Here is a 16,857-nt window from a genome sequence, read left to right as displayed (position 1 = left end):
GGTGACACGCCGTGGCACGCCACGGCACGTGGTGGCGCACCGTGGCGCCTCGCGGCACATCGCGGCACTTCGTGGCGCCAGTTGACTTGCAATGGCGCCACGGTGGTGCCACCATTGCGTCATGGACCTCACACCGTACGTCGACAACCTCCGCCACGAGCTCGGAGTGGCCGCCGGGGCCGGCGGCGACGAAGCCCGTGCCCTCGCCGACCGGCTCACCGGTCAGCTGGAGTCGGCGGCCCGCCTGACGCTCCTCAACGCCCTGTCCGACGCCATGGACGAGGTCACCCGTGACCTGGCGCCCGGCTCGGTCGACGTGCGGCTGCGCGGCCTGAACCCCGAGTTCGTGGTGACCGCACCGCCCGCCGCCGACGTCTTCGAGGAGGCCGACACCGCGGTGCAGACCCCGCCTCCCCCGGCACCGGTCCCCGTGGAGGGCGAGGACGGCGCCACCTCGCGCATCAACTTCCGGCCGCCGGCCCAGCTCAAGGCCCGGGTCGAGGAGGCTGCGAGCCGCGAGGGGCTGTCCGTCAACGCCTGGCTGGTCCGCGCCGTGGCAGCAGCCCTCGAACCCGGCACCGCTGGCCGGAGCCGGAGCCGCAGGGAGGCGACCGGCCCGGGCTCCGCCGTGGGCCAGGGCTTCACCGGCTGGGTCCGCTAGGGGGTGTCTTGCCGATCAGGCCGGGCCCACCGACCTGATCGACAAGACGGGCCCTAGGCGCCGCAGGCACCGCACTCCACCCGAGCTCCCCACCACACGCAGCCAAAGGACGGCACAGCCATGCCTGCTTTCGAAACACCCGAACCCCTCTCCGCCACCGTCGAGATCGAGATCGGCCGGGCCCGGATCGTCGCGGGCAAGCGCACCGACACCGTGGTCGAGGTGGCACCGAGCGACCCCGGCAACAAGCTGGACGTACAGGCCGCCGAGGACACCAAGGTCACCTGCGCGGGCGGGAAGCTGCTGGTCAAGGGCCCCAAGAAGCGCTCGCTCTTCGGCAAGGTCGGGGCCGTCGACGTGACCGTCGAACTGCCCGCGGGCTCGGAACTGACCGCCGCCACGGGCCTCGGCGAGCTGGTCGGCGAGGGACGGTTCGGCAACTGCCGCCTCTCCACCGGCGCCGGGGACATCCAGCTGGAGGAGGCCGCGGCCGTACGGCTGAAGACCGCGCTCGGTGACGTCCTCATGGACCACGCGACGGGCGAGACCGAGATCCAGGGGTCGGGCCGCGTGCGGATCGGCCGGATCGACGGCGCGGCGAGCATCAAGAACCTCAACGGCGAGACCGTGATCGGCGAGGTCGGCGGGGAGCTGCGGGTGAACTCGTCCAACGGGCCCATCAGCGTCTCCCGCGCGGAGTCCTCGGTCACCGCCAAGTCCGCCAACGGCGCGATCCGCCTCGAAGAGGTGGTACGCGGCCGGATCACGCTGGACACCGCTGCCGGAGCCCTCGAGATCGGCATCGCCGAGGGGTCCGCGGCCTGGCTGGACGTACGGTCCACGGCCGGCCGCGTACGCAACGAGCTGGGGACGGCGGACGGTCCGGGGCAGTCCCGGGACACCGTCGAGGTCCGGGGCCGCACGAGCATCGGCGACATCGTCATCCGCCGCGCATAGGCGCGGTCGGGCCGAGGGGAGGGGAAGCCCGATGGAACGCGCACCGCAGCAGACCGGCCGCAGCACCCCCGGCACCCCTGACGCCCCCGGCGCCTCGGCCTCCTTCGTCCGCTTCGTGATCTTCGGTGGCGGGGTCGGCCTCGCGTCCAGCGCGGCCGTCGCCCTGCTCGCCGCCGTCCTCCCCTTCACCCTGGCCAACGCCCTGGTCACGGCGGTCTCGACGATCCTCGCGACCGAACTGCACGCCCGGTTCACCTTCGCGTCGGCGTCGGGGCCGGGGCCGGGGTCGGGGCCGGGGCCCACCGGGCGCGGTCCGCTGCGCTGCGGCCTCCGCCACCACCTGCAGTCCGCCGCGACGGCCGCGGCCGCCTTCGCCGTCACCACCCTCGCGACGCTCGCCCTGCACGCCTTCGCGAGCGCGCCCGGTCTCGCCGTCGAGCAGACCGTCTACCTCTCGGCCTCGGCCCTCGCCGGCATCGGCCGCTTCCTGGCGCTGCGCCTGTACGTCTTCGCGACGACCCGCCGGCAGCCCGCCCCGGTCACGCTCGACCTGCGCGCCGCCCCGGCCCGCCGCGAGTTGCTCACCACCGCGTCCTGAACCGCGTACCGAACCGCGTACGGAGCGCGCGCCGCCACCCCGGCGCCGCATGGCGACATTCATGGCGCCACAAAGGCTCGACATGGCGCCAACCTTATGCCACGATGATGGCGCAAGCAAGGCGCAGTCTTGGCGCCAAACCAACGCCACGCCTCACCGGCCCCGGAAGAAAGGCCCGCCCACCATGAAGCCCGCGAACACCGCGAACACCGCGACGGCCACCGCCACCGCCGCCGCCACCGCCACCGCCACCGCCACCGCCACCGCGACGAACGAGACCGACGGCACGCCCCCCGCGGCGATCTCCGCGATCGGCCTGCGCAAGTCGTACGGCGAGAAGGTGGTGCTCGACGGCATCGACCTGCGGATCCCTGAGGGCACGGTCTTCGCCCTGCTCGGCCCCAACGGAGCGGGCAAGACCACGACGGTGGAGATCCTCTCCACGCTGATCACGGCCGACGCGGGCGAGGCCCGGATCGCCGGCCACGACGTGGCCACCGACGCCGACTCCGTACGCCGGCGGATCGGTGTCACCGGACAGTTCGCCGCCGTCGACGGACTGCTCACCGCCGAGGAGAACCTGCTCCTCATGGCCGACCTGCACCACCTGAGCCGCAGCGAGGGCCGCCGCCGCACCGGCGAACTCCTGGAGCGGTTCGAACTCACCGAGGCGGCCCGCAAGAACGTCGCCACCTTCTCCGGCGGTATGCGCCGCAAGCTCGACCTGGCGATGACCCTGGTCGGCCGACCGAAGATCATCTTCCTCGACGAGCCCACCACCGGCCTCGACCCGCGCAGCCGCCGCGTCATGTGGGAGCTCATCCGCAACCTGGTCACGGATCAGGGCGTGACCATCTTCCTCACCACCCAGTACCTGGAGGAGGCCGACCAGCTCGCCGACCGCATCGCGGTCCTGGACCACGGCAAGCTCGTCGCCGAGGGCACCGCGGAGGAGCTGAAGCGGCTGATCCCCGGCGGACACGTACGCCTCCGGTTCACCGACGAGGCCCACCTCGCCACCGCGGCCGCGCTCTTCGGCATCGCCGCCCGCGACGACGAGACGCTCACCCTGCAGATCCCCGGCGACGGCTCCCCCACCCACCTCCGGGCCGTCCTCGACGCCCTCGACCACAGCGGGGCCCGGGCCGAGTCGCTCACCGTGCACACCCCCGACCTCGACGACGTCTTCCTCACCCTCACCGGCCGGCAGAACACCGCCCAGAAGGAGTCGACCCGATGAGCACCACGCACACCACCGCCCCCTCGTACGCCCTGCGCGACTCCATGACGATGCTGCGCCGCAACATCAAGCACATGCAGCGCTACCCGTCGATGACGATCTCGATCCTCGTGATGCCGCTCCTGATGCTGCTGCTGTTCGTGTACGTCTTCGGCGGCGCGCTCGGCACCGGCATCGGGGCGGGCGGCGGCCGCGGCGACTACGTCAACTACCTGGTGCCCGGCATCATCCTGATGTCCGCGACCTCGGGGGCCGTCGCCACGGCCGTGTCCGTCTGCACCGACATGACGGAAGGCATCGTCAAGCGCTTCCGTACCATGTCGATCTCCCGCGGCTCCATCCTCACGGGCCACGTCCTCGGCAGCGTCATCCAGGTCACGGCGGTCCTCGTCCTGGTCACCGGCGTGTCCCTCGCGATCGGCTTCCGGCCGGACGCCTCGCCGATCGAGTGGCTGGCCGCGCTGGGCCTGCTCCTCTTCCTGTCCTTCGGCATGGCCTGGCTGTCCGCCGCGATGGGCATGGGCGCCAAGACCGTCGAGTCCGCGAGCAACGCCCCGCTGCCGCTGACCTTCCTGCCCTTCCTCGGCAGCGCGGTCGTCACCCCGGACTCCATGCCGACCGCCCTGCGCTGGTTCGCCGAGTACCAGCCCTTCACCCCGATCAACGAGACCCTGCGCGGCCTGCTGCTCGGCACCCCGATCGGCAACGACGGCTGGATCGCCCTGGCCTGGTGCGCGGCCCTCGCCGCGATCGGCTACCTCTGGTCCCGCGCGGCCTTCAACCGCGAGGTCACCCGCTGACTCCCGCACCGAAACCGCCGACGGCCGGACCCAGTCCGGCAGTTGGTCATTGCGGAGCCGCAAAGATCAGCCCATCCCCCTCGCCGCCGCGCACGCCCGGAACATCCAGGTCACAGCCACGCCGACGACGCTGCCGAATCGGGGCGACCTCGCGCCGGGCGATCCGCCAGGCTGTCAGCGGTCGGTCAGCTGACCACCCGGCGCCCGCCCGGGAACGCGTCCGCAAGCCCCGCCTTCGTCGCCTTCGTGGGGCTTGACGGAAATACCAAAACCGCAGGTCAGAAACCTGGCACCCAGGTCACTCAGAACGCTGTGCCGTCCTTTCTGGAACGCAGTACGCAACGCCCCAGGTCAGAGCGCACGCTGAAACCTCACCCGCCAGCGCATCCATGCCGCGGCTCTCAGGGGCTGGATGCCCTTCCGGGTCCCCAGATGGAGGCGTGAAGTCCCGGTAGTGACGGCCCACCAGCCACGGCCGTGGGCACCTGCGGGGCTGCTGTTCGCCGGCGACGATCAGAAGGGCAGTCGGCGACGGGTCACCGCGCGGGTGGCGTAGCTCCGGTGCGGGTGTGGTGCGTAGGCCGACTCACGTGATGTCCAGTGCCCAGAGACACCATCCCTGACGGCTGATCCTGAAGTCGCCGCTCGGTATCACCACCTGGAGCCAATCCATGCCTTCCGCCCGGAGGGCGGCTGCTGAGGCTGATCCCTCGCACTCAGTCTCCACGCCCCCAGACCCCGAGCAGGCCCGATACGCGACTCCAATCGCGCACCAGGCCTGTGGCGTCGCCATCGAGACAAAGTCAGGCCTGTTCCCAAGGTGCGGGATTCGGGCGGCGGTGCCACCACCAGCCGACCGGCGTCTGCCCTGCGGAGCCGCCGGTCAGCTCTCTGCGGAGACTCCCTGACGGGTCATCCTCTGTCGCAGCGGCAAACCGCCTGTCCAGCTGCTCCAAGGCCTCATCGAGTAGCTCAGAGACATCAAGCGGCAGGTGGGCACGAATTCCGGCCAGCTCGTCACGCGATTCCAGCCGCTCCCGGTAAAGGTCGGCCGGATACCACCCCGACGGCGCCCACCCGGATTCCATCTGCGTGATGACCCTTTCCCAAACCACCAGGTTGCCCTTCGCGGTCCAGACGGGGCTGCCGGTGCCATCGTCGAGGGAAAGCCTCGCGAGGCCCGAGGCGGCCTGCCGCACCTTCTCCACCGATGCCGCGAAGGCCCAGGCCACCGGCGTGTCCGGCCGCTGTTCCCGTACGATCTCGGCGAATCTCGTCACGGTCGCCCCGGGCAGTTGCGTCACTGGCGCCTCGACGGCAGTGATCGCGTAAAGGGGAGGCTCGTCGTCGGAGAGTTCGAGCCGGGCTCGGGTGAGAACGCCTTCCGGCGTCACCGCCCAGTAGGCACTGGGTGGTGCTTCCTCAGCGGGAAACAGGACGGTCGTCATGGCGGCCTTCGCGAACCCTGCGGCGAGGTCGGACTCGGGCGGCTGATCAGCGACGTGTTCCTGGGCATAGACGTCTAGCGACCAGGCCACATCACCTTGAACTGCCCGGTATTCGCACGAGACGGGCGCATCCCAGTTGCGGAGGTCGGGGTCGCCGTCAGAATCCGCCACGTCCACGTCACCTACCGCGATACCGAGGCATCCGGCAAGTGCGAGGGCCATGGTCTCGGGGCTGACGGGGTCGACGGTAAGGAGGTTGTATGTCACGGATACGTCCCGTTGTAGATGGCCAGCGCTTTCTCGACGATGCCTGGATTGTTCGTGAATCGCGGATTCTTAGTCAATTGCGGCGCGGCGCTGAGGTCTCCTTTCGCTTTGGCAATCTGCTGCAAGGCGGCGTACTCGTTCCTGTCGAGCTTCACAATGCCTGGGCCGGAGTCCGGATAGACCCTTCCCGAACCTTCTACGCCATAGGTGCGCCCGTTCACCTCGTAGCGGTCAGTCTCCGGGACATATTTCGCCTTACCGCTGGCTATGTCAGCGATGTCCTTGGAAACAGACTCCTGTTGGCCCCGCAGGATGACGCTGTTGTCTTTTTTCACCTCGCCGCTGGCCGACCCCGAGACAGTGTGCCGCGCGTTGGGTGGTTTGAGCTCCTTCCCTGCGGCAGGTCCTGCGAGCTCGCTCGATGCCGGCCAGGGACCGCGGCCGGGGCCCGATCCGCTGGCAGCCCCGGAAGACGTCCCCGTTCGGAAGGCGTAGGGGTCACCAGCAGGGAGCCCATCGGGAAGACCGGCGAAGGCGGTCCGAGGCCCACCTAAACCGTTCGCCAGCCCAGGAAACAGCCCGGCGAGTCCGCCTCCCTCCTGGGCGAGCTGGAACGCCTTTCCGGCGCCGCCAAAGGCTCCACCAGTCAAGGTTCCGTAGAATGCTGCGTCCTTCGCCTCATCGAGATTAATGCCGGTCTGAAGGCCCGCGGCTACTTTGAGCGGTTGGGCGACGGCGAGGTCGACGGTGACGGATTCGATGCCTGCAATGGCAGCGGTCGCGAAGACGGTGCCGGCGATGGTGGCGACCTCGGTGGTGAGGGCCACGCCCACGGTCGCGGCGAGCTCGACGATGGTGGCGGTGGCCGCAGCCGCGGCGACTTCGGTAGCACCCAGGGTGAAGAACGCCAGGCCTGTGCCGGCGACGATGACGGCGCCGGCGAGCTCCAGTTCGCGGTCGAGCTTCTTCTTCGCATCGGCCACGGCATCGGCATACTTGTCGATCCCGTCCGCAAGCGAGCGGGGACCGTCGACGAGGTCCTGGAGCCACCCCTTCTTGTCGTGGTAGTAGCGGGCCCAGAAGGGGTCGGCGAACGCGGAGATCGCCTCTCCACTGTTGTTGTGAATCAGCGTCTCAGCCGCCTTGTTGGCGGCCGCCGCGATGTCTTCCATGTCGTCGGCGAACGTTCGCCACGCGTTGGCGATGTTACGCAGTTTGCCTACATTGCCAGCAGGCCACTCGATTCCGGTGATGTCGGTGACTATCTCCCGGACCTTGTCACCGGTGCTCACTGCTGGTGCCCTGGGGCCTCGGGCTCACCGTGGGGCTGAGGTGTGATCTTGCGGAACATGGCCCCGATCAGGGCGTCGTTCTCTATGTGCCCGTCGGCCATGTCGGTCATTGCCGTGTGGATGCTCGCCAGGCCGTCCTTGATGATGCCGGCAGACTCCTCGATCCGGGCCACGATCGGCCCGTACTTGTCGTGGAACTGCTTCCCCGGGTCGTCATCTCCCCAGGCCGCCCCAGCTTTCGCCAGCGACGTGCGAAGCGTACCCAGAGCCTTGCCAAGCGCCTCGCTCTGATCGTGGAACGTCGGTGCTGTCGCCTTCAGATCCGCCATCTTGATGTCAAGGATCTTGCCGTCGTCGCCCACTTGTGTCCCCTCCCGTTGCACTCGCGGCCATTTGACCCTAACCGCGCCTGATCGTCCGCAACTATGGAGAGCTCAAAGAACAAGCAAAGATCAACTACGCGGACGCCGACGACCGCCGTGACAACCCGTCGGGACGGAACGGACACTAAGGTGGGCAAGCGGGCCCCTAGTTGTATTGCCCTGGCAGGTTATGGACGGGTGATGCAGGTCTCGGCTGAGGCGTCTTGAATGGGTGAGGGCCTTCCGGGTTCGGTGTGGATTGCGACATCCCCACCGACCAGCAGAAGTCCCTCATGCCCCGGTCGCCGGATAGATACTGCTCAACCGGTCCCAGAGCCCGGTCGGAGGTGTGGGGATCCATCCCCAGCGCGGGGCGGTCACCAGTTCCTCGGTCAGGTGAGTGCAGGCTCCGGGAAGGTGCGCGCACTGCGTCGGGGAGATCAGAATCGCGTCCGCACGGAAGCGTCGCCACTCTTGCTGAGGTGAGGTCACAGGGCGCGCCCTTGGCACGGATCCGACCGGCAAGCATGCACAGCCCCGCCCAATGACGAAATGACAGCGATCGCAACGCTCTTCCTTCACGGTACCCGCCCACCCTCACGTCATACCGGTGTCCACACGGCAGACGATCTTCCCGTCGAACTCCGCGAACCCCAACGACTTGCACAAGGCGCGCGCGCCGGGGCTGTCGTGGTCCGTCACCCACTCGACCCGGCTGCATCCGGGACGTGCGGAGGCCAGGGCACGGAGCTCGTCCATGACACGGGCGCCGACGCCCTGACGGCGGAGGCCAGCCTGGCCCACCAACTCGTCTACCCGTACCGCGCCGACTCCGAGTCGGTCCACAGCCAGTTCGACCTCGGCCTCTGGAACCGCCGCATGATCGCCTACGGCGTCGAACGCCAGAAGCTGTTCGTCCTGGGCTTCGCCCTCTCGCAGAACGCCACCAGCCACCAGCTCCACCTCAGCAAGGCCGCATAGACCGAGATCCACAGCCCCCGCAGACACCGCGACGGCCGTGCCCACAGAGGGCGCGGCCGTCTTTCGTGCCCCGGGTCCACAGCCGACCAGAGCCACCCCGGACGCGAAACGGACATCCAGCAGCGCTTCGGCAACGCCGCCACCGTCCCGACAGAGGCCCCACGCACCCGACATCGCCGAAACGCGCAGGTCACAGGGCCCGAGATGGACGTGGCCGAGGCGCACGCCAATCGAGGCGACCTCGGCCAGCCTGATCCGCTAGGCTGTCAGCGGTCAGACGGCTACCAGGCGTGTGCCCGGGAAAGTGTCCGCCAGGACGCCGCCCCGCCCGCATACGTACGCAAGCTGACCAGGACGTTTGTCAGTCCGCGTCGACCTGCCCCACCGGGGTTTCCGACACGGTTCGCGACAAGCCCCCGCCTTCGTAGCTCAGGGGATAGAGCACGGCTCTCCTAAAGCCGGTGTCGCAGGTTCGAATCCTGCCGAGGGCACGAGCGAGGTCCCTCAGCCGATATCGGCTGGGGGGCCTCTTCGCGTTGTGGTTGCATGGCACGTGTGTCGCGTGGCGCCGCCTACTGAGATGTGGGCCGGGCGGTGGTCGGGCAGGCACCTGGTGTTGAAGGGCCGGGCCCATGGGCACATACGCCACCGGCTACGGGTGATCTCCCTCGGTTGTTTCGCTGCCGTCGCACGCACACACACCGTGAGGAATCCACACTCCGTGTCATCGTTCAATCGCACCGTCATCGAAGAGTTCAGGGCCAACGCCGGCCGCGTCGGCGGGCCCTTCGAAGGTTCCGAGCTGATCCTGCTCACCACCACCGGAGCCAGGTCCGGCAAGCCGCACACCGTCCCGCTCGGGTTCACCCGCGGGGGCGGCGATGACGGGGAGCTGTTCGTCGTCGGGTCCGCCGCCCGGGCCGACCGGCATCCCGCCTGGTACCACAACCTGCTCGCGCTGCCCCTCGTACGGGTCGAGACCGGGGCCGAGGAGTACGAGGCCGTCGCCGCCCCCGCCGAAGGGGCGCGGCGCGATGCGCTGTTCGCGCGGATCGTCCGGGCGGAGCCCGGGTACGGGGAGTACCAGGCCCGCACCCGGCGGGTGATCCCCGTCGTCGCGCTCCAGCGCACCCACGAGGTCGCCTCCGGGGAGGGCGGGATCGCCGGCAAGCTGCTCGACGTGCACGGCTGGCTGCGGGCGCAGCTGGCCCGCGTACGGGAGCTCGCGCGGGCGGAGTCGCAGGGCGCCGGGGCGGCCTCGCTCGGGCTGCAACTGCGCCAACACTGCCTCGCGTTCTGCCACTCGCTGCAGTTCCACCACCGGAGCGAGGACGCCGGCCTCTTCCCGTACCTGGAGCAACAGCACCCGCACATGCGGGAGTTCTTCCACCGGATCGGCGCCGAGCACGCCACCATCGCCCGGCTGCAGGAGGAGCTGGTCCGCGCACTGGACGCGCCCGGCGCCGGATTCAGCGAGCGGGTGGAGCGGATGAGCCGGGAGATTGAGGCTCATCTCGACCGCGAGGAGGCGCAGTTGCTCCCGGTGCTGCGGGCCCTGGAAGCATGACGCGGGCCTCGGCGCCGCCCGCCTCTCCGTTGCGGAAGGTGAGGGTGGCGCCGAGGATCCGGGCCTGGCCGGCGGCGATGGTCAGGCCCAGCCCGTGGCCCTTGTTCGTGCCCTCCGTACGGAACCGCTGCGGGCCGGCGGTGAGCAGGTACTCCGGATACCCGGGGCCGGCGTCCGTCACCGTCAGGGTCCGGCCGTCGACCGTGAGCGTGACCGGGGCCGCGCCGTGACGGTGCGCGTTGGCCACGAGGTTGCCCAGGATCCGCTCCAGGCGCCGTCGGTCCGTGTCCACGCGCAGGGAGCCGCGCACCTCCAGGGCCGTGTCGGTGCCGGAGGCGCTGACCCACCGGCCCGCCAGGTCGGCCAGGTCGTAGGAGTCCAGGTCCACGCGCTCGCTGCGGGTCTCCAGCCGGGAGATCTCCAGCAGGTCCTCGGTCAGCGCGCGCATCGCCTGCACCCGGTCCCGTACGAGCTCGGCCGGGCGGCCCGGCGGCAGGAGCTCGGCGGCCGCGTTCAGGCCGGTCAGCGGGGTGCGCAGCTCGTGGGCGACGTCCGCCGTGAACCGTTGTTCCGCTTCGAGCTTGCCCTGCAACGACGAGGCCATGGTGTCCAGGGCCCGGGAGACCGCCGCCACCTCGTCCTTGCTGCGCGTGCTGTCGTCGACCCGCGCGTCCAGGTCACCGGCGCTGATCCGCCGGGCGACCTGCGCGGTCAGGTGCAGCCGCCGGGTGATCCGGGTGACGACGAACGCGCCGATGAGGAGGGTGCCGCCGATGGCGAGCCCGGAGGAGCCCAGAATGGCCCGGTCCAGTTCGGCGATGGTCCGCTCGCTGGCGCGGAAGTCCACCGAGACCGCTATCGCGGTGCCCTGGGCGGCGGGGCCCGCCGCCCACATCACGGGGCGGCCGCGGTGCGTGCCGACGGCCGTTCCGCGCTTGCCGCCGACCGCCAGGGCGCGCAGCTCCGGCGGGAGGCCCGGCGGGTCGATGCCTTCGCCGCGCGGCATGCGCGCGCCGGTCTCGTACGCCTCGATGGCCCGTTCCAGCCTGGTCAGCGCCTTCTCGCGGGCCGTGCCGACGGTCTGGCGGGTCATCGCGCCGTGCACGAGGCAGCCCAGCAGCGCCGCGAGTCCGCAGCACATGAGGGTGATGAAGACCGTGGCCTTCCAGGTCAGGGTCGAGGTCCAGGCGGGCAGCCGCAGGCGCGGCCGCAGCCGCTCGCCGCGCTGCATGTCGTTCATGGTCAGCTCACGGTAATGCGGCCACCCCGGCGGGCGAGCGGCGGGATCCGGCCGGATCGCACCGGATCCGGCCAGATCGCATCAGGTCATGCCACCAGGTCGGCGTAGAAGATCACGTTGTGGGTGCGGTGCCCGTCCTTCAGTTCGCCGCCACAGGTCAGCAGGCGCAGCTCGGGGCGGTCGGTGCGCCCGCAGACCTTGTCGGTCGGGAAGTCCTTCTTGTTCACGTCCTCGATCTCGCGGATTGTGAACCTGGCCGTCCGCCCGTCCTCGCGCGGCACCTCCACGAGGTCGCCGAGCCGGATCCTCCCGACGTCCTTCATCAGCGCCGGGCCGTGCCCGGTGTCGAAGTGCGCGACGAGCACGGAGACGCCCTTCTCGCCCGGGGTGACCCCCTGTGTCCACCAGCCGGGGGTGTCCGCTTCGGTGTCGGGGTCCGGCACGCCCAGCTCGCCGGAGGCCGGATCCACCGTCAGGTCGACCGTCTTCCTCGCGTCCACGCCCGCCGCGTCGATCTTCATGCCGGTCGGCCTCGACGGGGGCAGGGCCGCCACGGCGTCCGCCACGGGGGCGAGGGCGGGGGCGGCGGTGCTGCCGACCTCGGGGGCCGGCGGCAGCTGCGGCCCGCCGCCACAGGCCGCGAGGGCCCCGGTGGCCGCCGCGGCGAGGGCCACGGCCGCCACCACGCGGCGGATGCGTCCGACGCCGCGGACCGGGCCGTGAGCGAGGGCGGGGGCAGAAGGGGAGGCGGGAGCGGAGGCGGAGTCGGAGTCGGAGTCGGGGGCAGATCGGCTGGTCATGGACTCGACGCTACGCAGGACATATGTGGATGTTCCGTCGGTGAGGTAACGGCGGTCCGGCCACTCCCGCGCAACGACGTCACACCAAGACGCACGAAGCCCTCCCGGCCGCGACCGGAAGGGCTGTGCCATCACACGGTCAGCTCAGACCACTGCTGCGTTCGCCGATACGGTCGCCCTGCGGAGTCCCGGCCCGCTTGAGCGCGGCCTTCGTGTGCAGTCCGCCCTTGACCTTGCTCCGTACCGGACCGTCGAAGCCGTGACCCGCGGAGCGCGGCGGTTGCACCGGCTCCTGCGCCTTCGCGATGGCCGCCCGGACATCCCGCTTCTGCTCTTTGTTCATCCCGTCGTCAACTCCTTCGGGAAGCACCCAATCGGACTACTGGGATCGTATGCACATATACGGACCAACGCACCCGGACCGGTGGCAAAGAATTCCGATCAAGAGCCCTGATCAAGAGCCCTGATCAAGGACGCGGCGGCGCCGGACGGTTCGGCTGCCCCAGCGTCTGGTGCACCAGGTCCTCCGGGCAGGGCGTCCCCCGCGGCAGCTGGTACTTCGCCGCCACCCGGTACTCCCCCGGCGCCGGCGCCAGCAGCTCCGTCCACACGTCCCCGGTGTCGTCCGGAGCGGCCTTGAACAGGCATCCCGCCGTGTTCGCGTACTGCTTCCGCAGCGCGCCGCCCTCCCCGCTCCCACCCCGCGCCTTGGAGGCGAAGGTCTCCTGCGGCGGCGGCACCGGCTTGCCCGCCGCGTCCACCAGCCCGAGCCACGGCGAGTGCGGGATCCGCACCAGCACCCGTCCCGGCTGCTTCACGTCGACGACCAGCCGGTCGGCGCTCGCCCGCACCACGGTCGCCGGCCCGGACACCAGGTCGGTCGGCGCGAGGACCTTGAAGAGCTGCCAGTTCGCGTCGCCCCACACCTGCTGGAGGTACGGGACCCCCGCGCGCACCAGCTTCGCCTCGTCCTCCCCGCCCGAGTCGGGTTTGTCGGCCGGCAGCACCACGTAATGCACGGCCCAGCGCTCCAGCCAGCCCCGGTAGCTGTCGGCGGTGAGGCTGTCGTCGTAGAAGAGCGGGTTGCGCTCCAGGTCGGCCTGCCGGTTCCAGCCGCGCGCGAGGTTCACGTACGAGGGGAAGGCGGAGGACTCGCGGTGACTGCTGGCCGGGACCACCTCGACCCGGCCGCGCTCGGCGCCCGCCTTCTGCAGCTGGTCGACGAGCGGGGCCAGCTCGCGGCTCCAGGAGGCCAGCGGGGTGGTGCGGACGATGTCCGTGACGCTGTTGGTGGTGATCCAGGCGTTCAGCCCGACGACCGCCAGCAGCACCCCGTACCAGCGCCGCGAGCGCGGCACCTCGTACGGGAGGGCCGCGAGCAGCACGGCCCCGCCGAACAGCATCACCAGGCGGGTGACGTTCGAGCCGACCTGGGAGTCGATCACCCAGGTGAGGAAGACCCCGAGGGCGTAGACGGCCGAGGCGATCCGGACGGTCTTCCACCGCCTCGGTACGAGGAACAGGATCAGCAGCCCGAACACGAACGGCAGCCCGGCCGAGCCCAGCTTCATCGGCTGCGTCCCGGAGAACGGGAACAGCCACGCCGACAGCCCCACCACGGCCACCGGGGCCAGCCCCAGCGCGTACGCACCCGGGCGCCGCCCGCTCAGGAACAGCGCGGCCGCGATCACCCCGAGGAACAGCCCGGCCACGGGGCTCGCGGCGGTCGCGAGGCCGGCCAGCGGGGCCGCGACCGCGGCCTTGGCCCAGCGCCGCTCCGCCCACTTGCGGGGCCAGCAGAAGACGGCGGCGACGGCGCCGAGCGCGAACATCACGCCGAGGCCGAAGGTGACGCGGCCCGAGAGGGCGTTGCAGAAGAGTCCGTAGACCCCGGCCAGCGCGGGCCACAGAGGCTCGCGCACGGCACCGCGGCAGCGGGTCAGGATCAACGCGAACAGCCCGGCCGAGACGGTACCGGCGATCATCATCGTGGTCCGGACGCCGAGCATGTGCATGAGGTACGGCGAGACCACGCTGTACGAGACGGGGTGCATGCCGCCGTACCAGGCGAGGTTGTACGCGGAGTCGGGATGACGGCCGACGAACTCGGCCCAGGCGTCCTGCGCGGCCAGGTCGCCGCCGCTGTTGGCGAAGGCGAAGAACCAGACGACGTGCAGCAGCCCGGCGACGACGGTGGCGACGGCCACCGGGCGGCGCCGGGCCCCGTCGAGAAGGGCCCGCAGCCGCCCGTGGAGCGGCCGTATGCCGCCGGGCTCGCCAGTGGCGGCAGAAGCGGCATCGGCACCGGCGGCGCCCCCGGTACCGGCACCCGCACCGGCACCGGGAGCGAAAATGACAGTGGTCCCGGTACCGGGACCGTCGTCACCGCTGCCGACGGCCGACGCGTTGGCCTCCTGGCGTCGGCCCTGCTGCTCAGCGGTGGTCACTGCCGCACTCCCCACACATGAGTCCACACTTCCCGGGAGCCAAGACGCGGCCCGGCGCCCCGAGGTTGCCCGGGGCGCCGGATCCACGTTCTCACCGGATGTCAGCCGACGCGCGTCAGCTTGCTGCCGATCCCCGGTGCAGCGAGGTCGCCCTTCAGCGCCACCGGCACCTTGACCTGGCTGGCGCCCTCGCCCACGGTCAGGAACCCGACCTCGGTACCGGCCTTCGCGGTCTGCGGCAGCTTGCCGCCACCGTCCCCGAGCTTGACGTCCACGGTCAGCGAGGCCCAGCCGACCGCCTGCACGTCCGCGGTGGCGACGACCGGGGTCCGGCCGCCGAGACCGTCGTCGACGTAGCCCACGACAGCGCCCTTCTTCACGACGGTCGCGCCCTCGAGGGCCTTCTGGGTGGCGAGCATCAGCTGCTTGCTCGCGGCGATGACGGTGTCGATGATCGGCGCCTTGTGCTGGCCGAGGACGGCTCCGACGATCAGCTGGTTGGTGTCGCCGACCTTCTTCTGCGCGGCGAAGAGGAGGTTTCCGCCCGCCTTCGTCGTCGTACCGGTCTTGATGCCGAGCGAGTCGTTGTACGGGACCAGGCGGTTCCAGTTCGGCCAGTTCTTGCCCGACGGGTCGACCCAGCTGGGCTTCTTGGTGATGTCCAGCAGCGTCTCGATCTCGACGAGCCTCAGGCCCAGCTTCACCTGGTCCTCGGCGGTGCTGACCGTGGTCGCGTCCAGACCCGAGGGGTCCGTGTACGTGGTCTTGGTCATGCCGAGTTCCTTGGCGGTGTCGTTCATCTTCTTGACGAACGCCTCCTGCGAACCGGAGTCCCAGCGCGCGAGCAGCCGCGCGATGTTGTTGGCCGACGGGATCATGAGGGCCGCGATCGCGTCGTACTCCGAGATCTTGTCGCCCTCCTTGACCGTGTCGAGGGTCGACTCGTTGTCGGTCGAGTTGTTCTTCTTGCCCTCGGTCTCGGCCGTCTTGTCGATGTCGATCATCTGGCCCTGCTCACCCTTCTTGATGGGGTGGTCGCGCAGGATGATGTACGCCGTCATCGACTTGGTGACGCTCGCGATCGGCACGGGCTTCTGCTCGCCGGACTGGCCGAGCGTGCCGAGGCCGGCGGCCGCCATGTACGCCTGGCCCTCGGCGGGCCACGGCAGCTGGGGCTTGGCACCGTCGAAGGTGTACGAGGACTTTTCGGTCATCACGAGCGTCGGCTCGGGCAGCGGGCGCACCAGCTGCACGACGGCCAGGATGATCGCCAGGAGCGCGACGAGCGGCGCGTAGATCTTGAACCGCCGGACGGCGGTGCGCATGGGGCTCGGCGGCGGGGGCGGGTTGTTCGTGAGGTCCGCCAGCATGTCGAGCGGCGGCTTGGGCGGCAGCGGCTGCTGCGTGGTCCGCTCGGACCGGTCGGACAGGTCGATCCGGGGGGTGGCGGGCACCGGGGGCTTGGGCGGCCGGCCGGCCGTGGGCGTCGGAGCGATGCCCTCCGGGCGCAGCGGCACGAAGGTGCTGCCCTTGGGCGCCTCGGCGGCGGGCCGGGCTTCGGTGGGCTTGGTGGCCTCGCCCGGCTTGGCCGGGGCCGGCTTGGAGAGAGCAGGCTTGACGGCGGCGGGCTTCGGGGTGTCCGCCTTGACCGCGTCCACCTTCGGGACACGGAAGACGGCGGTGCGCTCGCTGTCCGCCGGCTTCCCGGCCGGAGCCGGAGCCGGAGCGGAAGCCGGAGCGGAAGCCGAAGCGGAATCGGGCTTCACGGCCCGGAAGACAGCCGTACGCTCACTGTCGGCGGACTCTTCGGCCGCGGGCGCGGGCTTGGGCCGCTCCGGGGCGGGGGCTGAAGCGGAATCCAGCTTCACGGCCCGGAACACGGCCGTACGCTCACTGTCCGCGGACTCCTCAGTCGCGGGCTTCTCGGCCTCGGCAGCCGGCTTCGCCGCCTCGGAAGCAGGCTTCACGGCGCGGAACACAGCCGTGCGCTCACTGTCCGCGGGCTGCTCGACCTCGGGCTTCTCGACCTCGGCCGCCGGAGCCGGAGCCGGAGCGGAATCCGGCTGCACGGCCCGGAACACGGCGGTGCGCTCACCGTCCACGGGCTGCTCGACCTCGGGCTTCTCGACCTCGGCCGCCGGAGCCGGAGCCGGAGCGGAATCCGGCTGCACGGCCCGGAACACGGCGGTGCGCTCAC

At 70.7% G+C, this 16,857-nt stretch carries 16 protein-coding genes and 1 tRNA gene; 8 read left to right on the top strand and 9 right to left on the bottom strand.

From position 1 onward, the window contains the following. The first annotated feature begins 121 nt into the window (after nucleotides 1-121). The 5 genes from ACGFZK_RS29480 to ACGFZK_RS29460 all read left to right on the top strand — a co-directional run bounded on the left by ACGFZK_RS29480 (nucleotide 122) and on the right by ACGFZK_RS29460 (nucleotide 4,256). Complete coding sequence (locus ACGFZK_RS29480) at nucleotides 122-661, top strand: hypothetical protein (protein WP_393851895.1); 540 nt, start codon at nucleotides 122-124, stop codon at nucleotides 659-661. 120 nt (nucleotides 662-781) lie between these two features. Further along, the gene (locus ACGFZK_RS29475) at nucleotides 782-1,618 is read left to right on the top strand and encodes a DUF4097 domain-containing protein (protein WP_393851894.1); all 837 of its coding nucleotides are present in this window, start codon (nucleotides 782-784) and stop codon (nucleotides 1,616-1,618) included. Nucleotides 1,619-1,649: 31 nt separating this feature from the next. Continuing rightward, nucleotides 1,650-2,216 carry a hypothetical protein gene (locus ACGFZK_RS29470; RefSeq protein WP_393851893.1) on the top strand — a complete coding sequence of 189 codons (567 nt, stop codon included), beginning with the start codon at nucleotides 1,650-1,652 and terminating at the stop codon, nucleotides 2,214-2,216. A 184-nt stretch (nucleotides 2,217-2,400) separates the two neighbouring features. Next, nucleotides 2,401-3,456 (top strand): ATP-binding cassette domain-containing protein, encoded by a 1,056-nt coding sequence (locus ACGFZK_RS29465; RefSeq protein WP_393851892.1) that lies wholly within the window; start codon nucleotides 2,401-2,403, stop codon nucleotides 3,454-3,456. Further along, on the top strand, nucleotides 3,453-4,256 hold the full coding sequence (locus tag ACGFZK_RS29460) for an ABC transporter permease (protein WP_393851891.1): 804 nt from the start codon (nucleotides 3,453-3,455) through the stop codon (nucleotides 4,254-4,256). The genes ACGFZK_RS29465 and ACGFZK_RS29460 overlap by 4 nt, the downstream gene beginning before the upstream one ends. Before the next feature lie 803 nt (nucleotides 4,257-5,059). On the opposite strand, the gene ACGFZK_RS29455 is transcribed toward ACGFZK_RS29460, so the two are convergent. From ACGFZK_RS29455 to ACGFZK_RS29440, 4 genes are all read right to left on the bottom strand, one after another. Beyond that, nucleotides 5,060-5,971: a hypothetical protein gene (locus tag ACGFZK_RS29455; RefSeq protein WP_393851890.1), complete on the bottom strand. Its 912-nt coding sequence runs from the start codon at nucleotides 5,969-5,971 to the stop codon at nucleotides 5,060-5,062. After that, nucleotides 5,968-7,263 carry a hypothetical protein gene (locus ACGFZK_RS29450; RefSeq protein WP_393851889.1) on the bottom strand — a complete coding sequence of 432 codons (1,296 nt, stop codon included), beginning with the start codon at nucleotides 7,261-7,263 and terminating at the stop codon, nucleotides 5,968-5,970. The genes ACGFZK_RS29455 and ACGFZK_RS29450 overlap by 4 nt, the downstream gene beginning before the upstream one ends. Continuing rightward, the gene (locus ACGFZK_RS29445; RefSeq protein WP_393851888.1) at nucleotides 7,260-7,625 is read right to left on the bottom strand and encodes a hypothetical protein; all 366 of its coding nucleotides are present in this window, start codon (nucleotides 7,623-7,625) and stop codon (nucleotides 7,260-7,262) included. The genes ACGFZK_RS29450 and ACGFZK_RS29445 overlap by 4 nt, the downstream gene beginning before the upstream one ends. Nucleotides 7,626-8,222: 597 nt before the next feature. Continuing rightward, nucleotides 8,223-8,384, bottom strand: coding sequence for a hypothetical protein (locus ACGFZK_RS29440; protein WP_393851887.1), 162 nt, complete (start codon nucleotides 8,382-8,384; stop codon nucleotides 8,223-8,225). Here ACGFZK_RS29440 and ACGFZK_RS29435 point away from each other — a divergent pair. The 3 genes from ACGFZK_RS29435 to ACGFZK_RS29425 all read left to right on the top strand — a co-directional run bounded on the left by ACGFZK_RS29435 (nucleotide 8,316) and on the right by ACGFZK_RS29425 (nucleotide 10,173). After that, nucleotides 8,316-8,606, top strand: coding sequence for a hypothetical protein (locus ACGFZK_RS29435; RefSeq protein ID WP_393851956.1), 291 nt, complete (start codon nucleotides 8,316-8,318; stop codon nucleotides 8,604-8,606). The two genes, ACGFZK_RS29440 and ACGFZK_RS29435, sit on opposite strands and share 69 nt — an antisense overlap. Before the next feature lie 418 nt (nucleotides 8,607-9,024). Then, a tRNA-Arg gene (locus tag ACGFZK_RS29430) sits at nucleotides 9,025-9,097 on the top strand. Between the two features lie 230 nt (nucleotides 9,098-9,327). Continuing rightward, on the top strand, nucleotides 9,328-10,173 hold the full coding sequence (locus ACGFZK_RS29425; RefSeq protein ID WP_393851886.1) for a nitroreductase/quinone reductase family protein: 846 nt from the start codon (nucleotides 9,328-9,330) through the stop codon (nucleotides 10,171-10,173). On the opposite strand, the gene ACGFZK_RS29420 is transcribed toward ACGFZK_RS29425, so the two are convergent. From ACGFZK_RS29420 to ACGFZK_RS29400, 5 genes are all read right to left on the bottom strand, one after another. After that, nucleotides 10,076-11,413, bottom strand: coding sequence for an ATP-binding protein (locus tag ACGFZK_RS29420; RefSeq protein WP_393851885.1), 1,338 nt, complete (start codon nucleotides 11,411-11,413; stop codon nucleotides 10,076-10,078). The genes ACGFZK_RS29425 and ACGFZK_RS29420 overlap by 98 nt on opposite strands. Before the next feature lie 86 nt (nucleotides 11,414-11,499). Further along, a complete protein-coding gene (locus tag ACGFZK_RS29415) occupies nucleotides 11,500-12,213 on the bottom strand; it encodes a sortase domain-bontaining protein (RefSeq protein ID WP_393851884.1) in 714 nt (237 codons plus the stop codon). A 139-nt stretch (nucleotides 12,214-12,352) separates the two neighbouring features. After that, complete coding sequence (locus ACGFZK_RS29410) at nucleotides 12,353-12,556, bottom strand: hypothetical protein (protein ID WP_393851883.1); 204 nt, start codon at nucleotides 12,554-12,556, stop codon at nucleotides 12,353-12,355. A gap of 124 nt (nucleotides 12,557-12,680) precedes the next feature. Continuing rightward, on the bottom strand, nucleotides 12,681-14,660 hold the full coding sequence (locus ACGFZK_RS29405; protein ID WP_393851882.1) for an MFS transporter: 1,980 nt from the start codon (nucleotides 14,658-14,660) through the stop codon (nucleotides 12,681-12,683). A 101-nt stretch (nucleotides 14,661-14,761) separates the two neighbouring features. Further along, a partial coding sequence (locus tag ACGFZK_RS29400; RefSeq protein WP_393851881.1) for a hypothetical protein occupies nucleotides 14,762-16,857 on the bottom strand: 2,096 nt, incomplete at its 5' end.

This window comes from Streptomyces sp. NPDC048257, assembly GCF_043201855.1.
Classification (GTDB): domain Bacteria; phylum Actinomycetota; class Actinomycetes; order Streptomycetales; family Streptomycetaceae; genus Streptomyces.
This window is presented reverse-complemented; position numbering and strand designations above follow the sequence as displayed.

Excerpts from the sequence above, each read along its gene's own strand:
- ACGFZK_RS29480 (WP_393851895.1), top strand. The coding sequence starts at position 122 with ATGGACCTCACACCGTACGTCGACAACCTCCGCCACGAGCTCGGAGTG.
- ACGFZK_RS29475 (WP_393851894.1), top strand. The coding sequence starts at position 782 with ATGCCTGCTTTCGAAACACCCGAACCCCTCTCCGCCACCGTCGAGATC.
- ACGFZK_RS29470 (WP_393851893.1), top strand. The coding sequence starts at position 1,650 with ATGGAACGCGCACCGCAGCAGACCGGCCGCAGCACCCCCGGCACCCCT.
- ACGFZK_RS29465 (WP_393851892.1), top strand. The coding sequence starts at position 2,401 with ATGAAGCCCGCGAACACCGCGAACACCGCGACGGCCACCGCCACCGCC.
- ACGFZK_RS29460 (WP_393851891.1), top strand. The coding sequence starts at position 3,453 with ATGAGCACCACGCACACCACCGCCCCCTCGTACGCCCTGCGCGACTCC.
- ACGFZK_RS29440 (WP_393851887.1), bottom strand. The coding sequence starts at position 8,384 with ATGGACGAGCTCCGTGCCCTGGCCTCCGCACGTCCCGGATGCAGCCGG.
- ACGFZK_RS29420 (WP_393851885.1), bottom strand. The coding sequence starts at position 11,413 with ATGAACGACATGCAGCGCGGCGAGCGGCTGCGGCCGCGCCTGCGGCTG.
- ACGFZK_RS29415 (WP_393851884.1), bottom strand. The coding sequence starts at position 12,213 with ATGACCAGCCGATCTGCCCCCGACTCCGACTCCGACTCCGCCTCCGCT.
- ACGFZK_RS29410 (WP_393851883.1), bottom strand. The coding sequence starts at position 12,556 with ATGAACAAAGAGCAGAAGCGGGATGTCCGGGCGGCCATCGCGAAGGCG.